Origin of the sequence: Nocardiopsis lucentensis DSM 44048 (assembly GCF_000341125.1) — a bacterium.
In the GTDB taxonomy this organism is placed as follows: Bacteria; Actinomycetota; Actinomycetes; order Streptosporangiales; family Streptosporangiaceae; genus Nocardiopsis; species Nocardiopsis lucentensis.
In genome coordinates this window covers 1-11222 of record NZ_ANBC01000057.1, presented here as the reverse complement: position 1 = coordinate 11222, position 11222 = coordinate 1, and the positions used below count along the sequence as shown (strand labels likewise).

General features: G+C 70.8%; 11 protein-coding genes. 4 read left to right on the top strand and 7 right to left on the bottom strand.

Annotated elements, in window-relative coordinates:
* The 3 genes from D471_RS0101640 to D471_RS32545 form a co-directional block, all read right to left on the bottom strand.
* On the bottom strand, positions 1-1401 hold a 1401-nt coding region (locus tag D471_RS0101640; RefSeq protein ID WP_017597013.1), incomplete at its 3' end, for a fumarate reductase/succinate dehydrogenase flavoprotein subunit.
* Positions 1402-1427: 26 nt separating this feature from the next.
* Entirely contained in the window at positions 1428-2240 is an 813-nt protein-coding gene (locus D471_RS0101635) for a hypothetical protein (RefSeq protein WP_026127310.1), read from the bottom strand.
* 304 nt (positions 2241-2544) lie between these two features.
* Positions 2545-3564 (bottom strand): LysR family transcriptional regulator, encoded by a 1020-nt coding sequence (locus D471_RS32545; protein ID WP_083924015.1) that lies wholly within the window; start codon positions 3562-3564, stop codon positions 2545-2547.
* A 131-nt stretch (positions 3565-3695) separates the two neighbouring features.
* Between D471_RS32545 and D471_RS39000 the strand changes: the two genes are divergently transcribed.
* The 3 genes from D471_RS39000 to D471_RS0101615 are packed head-to-tail and all read left to right on the top strand — an operon-like array spanning position 3696 to position 7042.
* Positions 3696-4352, top strand: a complete 657-nt coding sequence (locus D471_RS39000; protein ID WP_086002991.1) for a succinate dehydrogenase cytochrome b subunit — start codon at positions 3696-3698, stop codon at positions 4350-4352.
* Entirely contained in the window at positions 4353-6299 is a 1947-nt protein-coding gene (locus D471_RS0101620; protein WP_017597009.1) for a fumarate reductase/succinate dehydrogenase flavoprotein subunit, read from the top strand.
* Positions 6296-7042 carry a succinate dehydrogenase/fumarate reductase iron-sulfur subunit gene (locus D471_RS0101615; protein WP_017597008.1) on the top strand — a complete coding sequence of 249 codons (747 nt, stop codon included), beginning with the start codon at positions 6296-6298 and terminating at the stop codon, positions 7040-7042. The genes D471_RS0101620 and D471_RS0101615 overlap by 4 nt, the downstream gene beginning before the upstream one ends.
* Before the next feature lie 129 nt (positions 7043-7171).
* Here D471_RS0101615 and D471_RS32540 read toward each other — a convergent pair whose 3' ends face one another.
* On the bottom strand, positions 7172-7840 hold the full coding sequence (locus D471_RS32540; protein WP_017597007.1) for an MBL fold metallo-hydrolase: 669 nt from the start codon (positions 7838-7840) through the stop codon (positions 7172-7174).
* Entirely contained in the window at positions 7837-9369 is a 1533-nt protein-coding gene (locus D471_RS0101605; protein WP_017597006.1) for an FAD-dependent monooxygenase, read from the bottom strand. Before D471_RS0101605 ends, D471_RS32540 begins: the two co-directional genes overlap by 4 nt.
* Before the next feature lie 90 nt (positions 9370-9459).
* Between D471_RS0101605 and D471_RS0101600 the strand changes: the two genes are divergently transcribed.
* A complete protein-coding gene (locus D471_RS0101600) occupies positions 9460-10047 on the top strand; it encodes a TetR/AcrR family transcriptional regulator (protein WP_017597005.1) in 588 nt (195 codons plus the stop codon).
* A 45-nt stretch (positions 10048-10092) separates the two neighbouring features.
* Here the strand turns inward: D471_RS0101600 and D471_RS0101595 are convergent, their stop codons facing one another.
* Both D471_RS0101595 and D471_RS0101590 read right to left on the bottom strand, forming a co-directional pair.
* Positions 10093-10737, bottom strand: a complete 645-nt coding sequence (locus tag D471_RS0101595) for a GNAT family N-acetyltransferase (RefSeq protein WP_017597004.1) — start codon at positions 10735-10737, stop codon at positions 10093-10095.
* 92 nt (positions 10738-10829) lie between these two features.
* The coding region (locus D471_RS0101590) for a GNAT family N-acetyltransferase (RefSeq protein WP_017597003.1) at positions 10830-11222 on the bottom strand (393 nt) is incomplete at its 5' end.

Here is an 11222-nt window from a genome sequence, read left to right as displayed (position 1 = left end):
CCGCGGCTCGGGACGGTCGGGCGAGTCCAGGTAGCCGCACGCCCCGAGCCCGGCCCGCCGCCCGAACACGAGCAGGTCGGACAGGGAGTTGCCGCCGAGCCGGTTGGACCCGTGCATCCCGCCCGCGACCTCGCCCGCCGCGAACAGCCCGGGCACGTCGGAGGCGGCGGTGTCGGCGTCCACGCGCACCCCGCCCATGACGTAGTGGCAGGTGGGTCCGACCTCCATGGGCTCGGCGGTGATGTCCACGTCCGCCAGCTCCTTGAACTGGTGGTGCATGGACGGCAGCCGTTTGCGGATCTCCTCGGCGGGCAGCCGTGAGGACACGTCCAGGAACACGCCGCCGTGCGGGGAGCCCCGGCCCTCCTTGACCTCGTTGTTGATCGCCCGAGCCACCTCGTCGCGGGGCAGCAGTTCGGGCGGCCTGCGGTGGCTCGCGGGGTCGTCGTACCAGCCGTCGGCCTCCTCCTCGGTCTCGGCGTACTGCGACCGGAACACGTCGGGCACGTAGTCGAACATGAACCGGGTGCCCTCGGAGTTGCGCAGCACCCCGCCGTCGCCGCGTACGGACTCGGTGACGAGGATGCCCTTGACCGAGGGCGGCCAGACCATCCCGGTCGGGTGGAACTGGACGAACTCCATGTTGATGAGGGACGCCCCGGCGCGCAGGGCGAGCGCGTGCCCGTCCCCGGTGTACTCCCAGGAGTTGGACGTGGTGCGAAACGCCTTGCCGATCCCGCCGGTGGCCAGGATGACGGTGGGCGCCTCGAAGACCACGAAGCCGCCGTCCACGCGCCGGTACCCGAAGGCGCCGAGGATCCGACCGGGCCCGCCGTCGGTGGGCCCCTCGGTGAGCAGCCTGGTGACGGCGGTCTCGGCGAAGACCCGCAGCCGGGCGTCCGGGTCGCCGAACTCGGCCGCGTCCTCCTGCTGGAGCGCCACGACCCGCTGCTGGAGGGTGCGGATCATCTCCAGGCCGGTGCGGTCGCCCACGTGCGCGAGGCGGGGATACTCGTGGCCGCCGAAGTTGCGCTGGCTGATCAGCCCGTCCTTGGTGCGGTCGAACAGCGCGCCCCAGTACTCCAGCTCCAGGATGCGCTCGGGCGCCTCGCGGGCGTGGAGTTCGGCCATGCGGGGGTCGTTGAGGAACTTGCCGCCGCGCAGGGTGTCGCGGAAGTGCGTCCGCCAGTCGTCGTCCGGGTTGGCGTTGCCGAGCGCGGCGGCGGCCCCGCCCTCGGCCATGACGGTGTGCGCCTTGCCGAACAGCGACTTGGAGATGACGGCGGTGCGCTTCCCCTGCTCGCGGGCGGCGATCGCGGCGCGGAGCCCGGCTCCGCCCGCGCCGATCACCACGACGTCGTAGCCGTACCGGGTGATGTCGGGTTCTGTTGTGGAGGGCATGTGCCGGTGTCTTCCTTCCCCGGGGCTCAGTTGAGGATCCGCAGGTCGGTGATGGTGCCGCTGGCGACGAGGGCGATGTAGGCGTCGGTGGCCATGAGCGTGGCGATGCTGAACCAGCCGAAGTACATGTGCCGGTTGTTGAGCGTGGACAGCCGGGTCCACACCCAGTACTGGACGGGGTGGGTGCGGAAGGTGCGCAGGCCCCCGCCGAAGACGTGGCGGCAGGAGTGGCAGCTGAGCGTGTAGCCCCAGAGCATGAGCACGTTGAGCAGCATGACCAGGTTGCCGACGCCGATCCCGAAACCGCCGTCGGTGCCGTGCGCGAAGGCGACCGCCATGTCCCACGTGTTGATCGCGGTGATGGCGAAGGCGGCGTAGAAGAAGTAGCGGTGGCCGTTCTGGGGGAGCATGAGCGGCCGGGTCTCGCCGGTGTAGGAGCGGTGCGGCTCGCGCACGGCGCAGGCGGTGGGCGCCTGCCAGACCGACCGGTAGTAGGCCTTGCGGTAGTAGTAGCAGGTCACCCGGAACAGCAGCAGGATCGGCAGGCTGACCAGGGCGTAGGGGATCAGGGGCGGGAACTCGAAGGGGAGCCGCCCGAACAGGGCCGCGTCCGGGGCGCACTGCTGCGCCAGACAGGGCGAGTAGAACGGGGTCAGGTAGTGGTGTTCCTGGACCCAGTAGTGGTCCTGCTGGAACACGCGAACGGTTCCGTAGACGAGAAAGGCGGCCAGGCCCAGTGTGGTGAGGGTCGGGCCGAGCCACCACCGGTCGGTGCGCAGTGTGCGCGGTGCGATGCGCGCCCGGCCGCTGCCCGGTCGCGCTCTTTCGGTCGAGGTCACCGTGGTCTCCACCTCTCTGTGGAGAGCCCCGGGCGCACGGGCGGGCCGTCGTGCTCCCCGTGGCCGCGGCCGCTCTCCGTGCGTGCTGGACGGCTGGGGAGAAGCAGTAGCGAAGCCGGTCTGCAACGCAACGTTAGGGTGCTGTGATCACGGTCACGTTCCAGTGCCGAAGAAACGTGGGGTGGACGTGTGTGAAATACGCCACTCTGGGTTGGGGTTTTGGTGCCGTTTGCGTTATTTGTCGCAAATGGTCTTTTTGGAAAATTCACCCGTTGTGGTATTGGGGTGAACTGAGGGGAACCTGTTAGCTTCGGCCCTTTTTTCGGTTTCGTGGCCCGGTGTCCGCTCCCTCGTCGTCGTCCGGAACCTCCCCGGGGGCGCCCGCGTCCGTGGCCGAGATCAGCACCTCCAGGTCCGGTCCCAGCTCCTGCGGCGTCAGACCCAGCAGGTACCGGTTGAGGTGGCGGCGGAAGGCGTCCGCCGAGTGCGAGGGCTCCACGTCCTTGCGGTGCGCCAGCGCCACCGTCCGCAGCAGGCGGGGACGCGCGAGAGGGGTTCCGCGCAGGCCGGGACGGTTGCGCAGCACCATGCTCGGCACGACCGCCAGACCCAGGCCCGCCTCCACGAACCGGAGCACGGCGTCCATCTCGCCGCCCTCGACGGCCAGCTCGGGTTCGAACCCGGCGGCCCGGCACGCGCGCAGCGTGGCCTCGCGCACGTCGTAACCCCGCCGGAACATGACCAGGGGGCGGCCCTCCAGCTCGGTGATGCGGATCGAGGCGCGGCCGTTCGGCGAGGGCTGGCTCATCGGGCTGGCCACCACCAGGTTCTCCCGCAGGATCGGCGTGGTGGCGAAGTCCGGATCGCTGCTCTGGAGGGGGAGGATGATCAGCGCCAGGTCCAGCTCGCCGCGGCCCAGGTCGCGGATGAGGTCGCGCGAACCGCTCTCCTCGACCTGGAGTTCGATCCCCGGGAAGCGGGTGTGGAAGTCCGCGAGCACGTCGGCCAGCAGCCCCGCGCACAGGGACGGGGTCGCGCCCAGCCGCACCCGGCCCCTGCGGACCCCGGCCAGCTCCGCCACCTCGCGGCGGGCCGTCTCCAGGTCGGTCAGCATGCGCTGGGCCAGCGGCAGGAGCGCCTCACCCGCCGGAGTGAGTGTGATGTTTCCCCTGGCACGACTGAATAACGGTGCGCCCAACTCCCGCTCAAGGCTGCGGATCTGTTTGCTCAAGCTCGGCTGCGCGACGCGCGAAAGCTCGGCTGCGCGGGTGAAATGGCGTGTACGGGCTACCGCGACGAAGTACGCGAGCTGCTGGAACTGCATGCTCCATAGCCTAGAGCTATGGACACCAGCGTCCTGATGACTTGGACGTCAGACTTAACTCGATTTTAAAGTGGCAGGCTGTGGCGAACAGTACCTTGACCAAGAAGCGGTCTACGGCCTACGGGTCCACGGTGGCGCTCAAGTCAGCGATGGCGGTCACCGGTGCGATCCTTGTGCTGTATTTGATCGCGCACATGTACGGCAACCTCAAAGTCTTCATGGGCCAGGAGGCCTTCGACGGCTACGCCGAGGGACTCCGCGAGCTCGGCTACCCGCTCCTGCCGCATGAGGGCTTCCTCTGGATCGCGCGCCTCGTCCTCCTGGCGAGCGTCCTCATCCACATCTACTGCGCGGTCGTCCTCACCGCGCGCGACAACCGCGCGCGCGGCGGCGTCCGCCGATACCAGGTGACCAAGCGCGTTCAGCGTTCGTACGCCTCCTACACCATGCGTTGGGGCGGCGTCCTGATCGCGCTCTTCGTGATCTTCCACATCCTGCACCTGACGGTGAACGTCATCGCTCCGGGCGGTGCCTCCGACAGCCCCTACGAACGGCTCGTCAACGGCTTCCAGCCCGAGTTCTGGTACGTGACCCTGTTCTACGTGGCGGCGGTCATCGCGGCCGGCTTCCACCTGCGGCACGGCATCTGGAGCGGCGCCGCCACGCTCGGCGCCAACAAGGCCAGCCGCCAGGGCAAGATCAACGCCGTGGCCGTGACCATCGCGCTGGTCGTGACCGTCGGCTTCCTTCTCCCGCCTCTGGCGGTCACCTTTGGACTGGTGAGCTAATTGTCTGAGAACGACCTGTACATCGAGGGCGAGCCCGTCCGGGACGAGAAGGCGCCCGAGGGCCCGATCAACGAGCGCTGGGACAAGCGCCGTTTCTCGGCCAAGCTGGTCAACCCCGCGAACCGGCGCAAGCTCTCCGTCATCATCGTCGGCACCGGTCTGGCCGGGGCCTCGGCCGCCGCGACCCTGGGCGAGGCGGGCTACAACGTCACGTCCTTCTGCTACCAGGACAGCCCACGCCGCGCGCACAGCATCGCGGCGCAGGGCGGCATCAACGCGGCCAAGAACTACCGCAACGACGGCGACAGCATCCACCGGCTGTTCTACGACACCGTCAAGGGCGGCGACTTCCGATCCCGCGAGTCGAACGTCTACCGCCTGGCGCAGACGTCGGTCGAGATCATCGACCAGTGCGTCGCCCAGGGCGTGCCCTTCGCCCGTGAGTACGGCGGCCTCCTCGACAACCGCTCCTTCGGCGGTGTCCAGGTCTCCCGTACCTTCTACGCGCGCGGCCAGACGGGGCAGCAGCTCCTGATCGGCGCCTACCAGGCCCTGGAGCGCCAGGTCGCGGCGGGCACCGTCAAGATGAACACCCGCCACGAGATGCTCGAGGTCATCGTCGTGGACGGCAAGGCGCGCGGCATCATCGCCCGCGACATGGTCACCGGCGAGATCGAGACGCACTTCGCCGACGCCGTGGTCCTGGCCACCGGCGGTTACGGCAACGTGTTCTTCCTGTCGACCAACGCCATGGGCTGCAACGTCACGGCCGCCTGGCGGGCGCACCGCAAGGGCGCGCTCTTCGCCAACCCGTGCTACACGCAGATCCACCCGACCTGCATCCCGGTCAGCGGCGACTACCAGTCCAAGCTGACCCTGATGAGTGAGTCGCTGCGCAACGACGGCCGCATCTGGGTGCCCAAGAAGGGCGGCGACGACCGCGACCCGCGCCAGATCCCCGAGGACGAGCGCGACTACTACCTGGAGCGCATCTACCCGGCCTTCGGCAACCTCGTGCCGCGTGACATCGCCTCCCGCGCCGCCAAGAACGTCTGCGACGAGGGCCGCGGCGTCGGCCCCGGCGGTCTGGGCGTCTACCTGGACTTCGCCGACGCGATCAAGCGCATGGGACGGGCCGCCGTCGAGGCCAAGTACGGCAACCTGTTCGACATGTACCAGCGCATCACCGGTGAGAACCCGTACGAGGTTCCGATGCGCATCTACCCGGCCGTGCACTACACCATGGGCGGTCTGTGGGTCGACTACGACCTGCAGAGCTCCATCCCGGGCCTGTTCGTGACCGGTGAGGCCAACTTCTCCGACCACGGCGCCAACCGCCTGGGCGCCAGCGCGCTGATGCAGGGTCTGGCGGACGGCTACTTCGTCCTGCCGAACACCATCAACGACTACCTGGCGGACGGCCCGTTCGAGCAGCTCGACGAGAGCCACCCGGACGCCGCCGCGGCCAAGGAGCAGGTCACCTCCCGGATCGAGAAGCTGCTCTCCATCAACGGTTCCCGCACCGTCGACTCCTTCCACAAGGAGCTCGGCCACATCATGTGGGACTACTGCGGCATGGAGCGCAACGAGGAGGGCCTGACCAAGGCCATCGAGCGCATCCGCGAGCTGCGCGCCGAGTTCTGGCGCGACGTCAAGGTGCTCGGTACCAACGACGAGCTCAACCAGGCCCTGGAGAAGGCCGGCCGCGTGGCCGACTTCCTGGAGCTCGGCGAGCTCATGTGCATCGACGCCCTGCACCGCCGCGAGTCCTGCGGCGGCCACTTCCGCTCCGAGAGCCAGACCGAGGACGGCGAGGCGCTGCGTCACGACGACGAGTTCGCCTACGTCGCGGCCTGGGAGTTCGGGGGCCAGGACAGCAAGCCCGTGCTCCACAAGGAAGCCCTGGAGTACGAGTACGTCGAGATGAAGCAGCGGAGCTACAAGTGAACATCACCCTGCGCGTATGGCGCCAGAAGGGCCCGGGCGACGAGGGCCGGATGGTCAACTACGAGCTCTCGGACGTCTCGCCGGACATGTCCTTCCTGGAGATGCTCGACGTCCTCAACGAGAAGCTCACACTTCAGGACGAGGACCCGGTCGCCTTCGACCACGACTGCCGTGAGGGCATCTGCGGTGCCTGTGGTGTCGTGATCGACGGCGAGGCCCACGGCCCGGAGGTCACCACCACCTGCCAGCTGCACATGCGCAGCTTCAAGGACGGCGACACCATCACCGTCGAGCCGTGGCGCGCCAAGGCGTTCCCGGTGGTCAAGGACCTGGTCGTGGACCGCGGCGCCTTCGACCGGATCATCCAGGCGGGCGGTTACATCAGCGCCCCGACCGGTACCGCCCCGGACGCCCACGCCAACCCGATCCCGAAGCCGGACGCCGACCGCGCGTTCGACGCCGCGACCTGCATCGGCTGCGGCGCGTGCGTGGCGGCCTGCCCGAACGCCTCCGGCATGCTGTTCACCGCCGCGAAGGTCACCCACCTGGGCATGCTCCCGCAGGGGCAGCCCGAGCGGGCCTCGCGCGTGGTGAAGATGGTCAACCAGCACGACGAGGAGGACTTCGGCGGCTGCACCAACATCGGTGAGTGCGCCGCGGTCTGCCCGAAGGGCATCCCGCTGGACACCATCTCCCAGCTCAACCGCGACCTGCTGGGCTCGCTCAGCAAGGGCATCGGCTGACCGCCGATCCCACGCGTCGCACGGGGCCGCGCTCCTTTCCGGTGAACACCGGGGGCGCGGCCCCTCGCGTGTCCCGGGCGGTCACGGGTCCCCGCTAGCCGTCCGGTCGTCCAGGGGTGTCCGGGTGCCTCAGCCGGAGTCGAGGAAACGGCGGACCGAGGCGGCCGAGGCCGGTCGTCCGTGCCCGAACAGGAACCGCGTGGGCCGTGCGTCCAGGACCCGGCGGGCACTGCGCCGCAGTCGCCCGGTGTCCTGGGCGAGGAAGGGGAGCCCGGGGCGGTCGCGCCGCGTCATGCTCCCGGCCAGCAGGTCCCCGACCAGGACCTCCCCGCTCTCCCGGTGCCGCAGGCTCACCGAACCGGGGGTGTGCCCCGGGGTGTGCAGCACGTCCACCGGAACCCCGTGGGCGTCCAGGTCGGCGCCGTCGCCCAGGACCACGTCCGGGGTGAACGCCGGGAACCCGGTGTCCAGGGTGCGCCGCAGGATCCTTCCGAACGGGTTCAACGGCGTGTAGAGCTCACTCGTCCCGGACTCCGCCCACTCCCTCTCCGCCTCGTGCACCGCCACCGGGACCCCCAGCCGTCGGCGGAGCGCGGCGGCCCCTCCCGCGTGGTCGGGGTGGCAGTGGGTCAGGACGATGAGGGAGATCGAGGCGGAGGCGATCCCCGCCTTGGCCAGGCGGCCGAGCAACCGGTCCTCGCCTCCTGCGAAACCGGTGTCCACGAGGACGGTGCGCTCGCCTCGGATCGCGTAGGCGGCGGACGCGCCCAGGGGGAGCGGGACGACGGGGGTGTTCATCGGGACTCCTCGCGGGCGGCGGGCACGGGCGGGGCGGAGGTCAGTTCCCCGGGCGAACCGATCCGGGCGATGTGCCGGTCGGGCCGGACGAGGTAGGCGGAGCCGTGCAGGCGGGCGGTGGCGCGCCCCCGGTCGAGCGCGGTCGCGACGCCCCGCGTGGTGTGGGCCGCTGCCCAGTCCGGGGTGATGAGGCGGACGGCGCAGGAGTCGGGCACGGACAGCCCCTCGGCCTGTGCGGGATCGGTGAGCAGGAGGGTGTGCCGGTCGTGCGGCAGCAGGTCGTGCAGGCGGCGGGTGCGCTGGGTGAGCCCGTCGAAGAACTCCGGGTCCGGCAGCCGGTCACCGCCCACCAGGTCGCCCGCGCGGCCCCCGGTGCCCGAGGCGCGGCGGTAGCGGTGGTCGAGTTGGGAGAACCTGCGGGCGAGTGCGCGTCGCGCGCGGTCGGAGGACCGCAGAAGCGTCAGCGCCGCGTCGCGCAGATGGCGGCGCGGGTCGCCGCGCAGCAGCATGGCCTGGGCGCCCCGGTGGGTGAAGGCGATGACCTCGGCCGCGACCGGGTGGCGTTCGTCCTGGTAGCCGTCGAGCAGTCCGGCGTCCGCGCCGTCGATGACGGCGGCCAGCCTCCAGGCCAGGTTCATCGCGTCGCCGACGCCCAGGTTGAGGCCCTGGCCGCCGAACGGGGTGTGGACGTGCCCCGCGTCCCCGGCCAGGAACACCCGCCCGCCCCGGTAGCGGACGGCCTGCTCGTGGGCGAGGGAGAAGGTCCAGAACTCGTCGACGGCGTGGATGGTCCCCTCGATGCCGGTGCGGGCCATGCAGCGCTGGGCGTCCTCGATGCTCGGCTCCACACCCGGTGTGGCGGTGTAGGCGAGGCGGTAGCGGCGGTCACCGGGCAGCGGGAAGACGCCGAAGATCCCCTCGGTGTCCCCGGAGAAGGTCATCTCGTTCCGGGGCAGGGGCCAGTCGACGACGGCGTCGCACAGCACCCAGTCGTCGGCGTAGGGGGCGCCGGTCCGTTCGATGCCGAGGAGTCCGCGGACGGTGCTCCTCGCCCCGTCGCAGCCGACCAGCCAGCGGGCTTCCAGGGTGTGGGACCGGCCGTCGGCGGTGACCGTGGCGCGCACCCCGTCGGTGCGCTGTTCGATCGCGACGCACTCGGTGCCGCGCTCGACCCGTACCCCGCGTTCCGCGAGCCGGTCGATGAGCAGGTGCTCGGTCCGCGCCTGGGGGATGTCGACCATGAACGGATAGGCGGTGTCCGCGAGGGTGCGAAAGTCCACGGCGATCCGGTCACGGTGGCCGGTGCGCAGGGCGAGGACGTCCACGCGCTGGCCCTCGGCCAGGACGGCGTCCGCCACGCCGAGGTCGCGCAGGTGCTCGAGGGTGCGGGCGTGCAGCGCGGCGGACTTGGTGAGTTCCAGGACGCCGTCGTGCTTGTCGATGATCCGTACGCGGACACCGAGGTCGTGCAGGCGCGTGGCGAGGGCGAGCCCGGTCGGGCCCGCTCCCACGATGAGGACGTCGGTCATGGCATCTCCAAAAACGAATGTTCGTTCTTTTTAGAATCCCCCGCGGAGGGTGCGCCTGTCAAGAACGGTCGTTCGTTCTACGATGTGCGCATGCCACGAGTCTCCGACGCCTACCTGGCGCAGCGCCGNCTGCCGGCGGCGGCCGCCTGCTTCGCCCGGGACGGCTTCCACCGCACGTCCATGCGGAACGTGATCGACGAGGCGGGACTGTCCCCGGGGGCGGTCTACCGCTACTTCCGGGGCAAGGACGACATCATCGTCGCGATCGCCCTGGACGCGATCGGCGCGGTGCAGGACGTCGTCCGCGAGTCGATCGCGCGACGCAGACCGTTCCCGGAGCTCGTCGGGGAGCTGCCCGCGACGATCGAGGCGATGGACCGGGCCGACTCCCGAACGCGCCTGGCCGTCCAGGCCTGGGGGGAGGCGCTGCGCGACACGGCGCTGCGCGACGCGCTGAGCGCCGGGCTCGACGGGGTGCTCGACCAGCTGCGCGCCCGGGTGGAGCTCGGGCGGGCCGACGGCCAGATCCCGGAACGGGTGGATCCGGCGGCCACGGCGCGAGTGCTGCTCGGCCTCGTGCAGGGGTACATCCTCCAGCGCGCCTGGGATCCCGACCTGTCCGCGGCCGACTACGGCCGGGCCGCGCGCGATCTGGTGGTCGGCTCCCTGTCCGCCTGACCACCGCCGGTCGACGCGCCGGTCGGGGGTTCGGCCGTGCGCGGGTCAGACCGCCAAGGGGCGCAGCATGCAGTAGGTCGGGGGCGCCGACGGTTCGTTGACCGCGCGCACCACCCGGAAGCCGTGACGCTCGTAGAAGCCGATGTTGGCGGGGTTCATCGTCTCCAGGTAGACCGGGACCCCGTCGGCGTCCGCGCGGGCCAGTCCGTCGCGCAGCAGGCGCGAGCCCACACCCGTCCCCTGCACCGCCGGATCGGTGCCGAGCACCGCCAGGTACCAGTGCGGCTCCTCCGGAGCCGTGGCCCGCACCGCCCCCAGGAACCGGAAGACCCGGAGGACCCGCGCCACCCCCATCAGCCGCACCCAGTGGGGCAGCGAACGCAGCGCGGTCAACGGTCCCTCCGCCGTCTCGCCCGGCGGCGTCCACAGCGCCGCCCCACCGATCACCGGTGTCCCGCCGGCGGTCTCCCGCGACTCGTGGACCCAGGCCGTTCCGCCCGGTACGTGGCCGAACCCGGCGTTCAGCGCGCACACGCGCATGCTCCTGGCGAGGCGGTCCTCCCCGTCGGGGAAGAACCACCGGAAGAGCGGATCGTCCTGGAAGGCGCGCCCCAGGACGCGGACCAGACGCGCAACGTCGTTCATCGTCGCGGTGCGGACGCCAACGTCCGCCGGAGTCGTGGGGGTCATGCGCGCCGCCTCATTCCCGTGGAGCCGGGTCCGGGTCACGGCTCATGCTAGGCGCGTGACGCGGCTGTGCGTAGACCCTTGGCGACGTCCCGTCACATCGGAGCACGCGAGAGGAAGTGGCTGGTGCCGATCCCGGGGTGCTCGACCTCGCGGACCACCTCGAAGCCGAACCGCTTGTAGAAGGCCACGACGGCGGGGTCGAGCGTCTGGGTGAAGACCGGGGTGTACTCGGCGTCGGCCCGGTCCAGGCCCGCCGACAGCAGCTCCCGGGCCAGTCCGGTGCCCTCGACGGCGGGGTCGACGCCCAGGGCCGCCAGGTACAGGTGGGGTTCCTGGGGTGCGGCCATCTTCCATTCGGCGAAGACCCGGACGAAGGCGCTCATCCGGGCCCGACCGATCAGCGCGCCCCAGTGCGGCCAGGTGCGCAGCGACACCAGCGGCCCCTCCGGGTTGGTCGCCGGGGGCGCCCACAGCGCGGCCGCCCG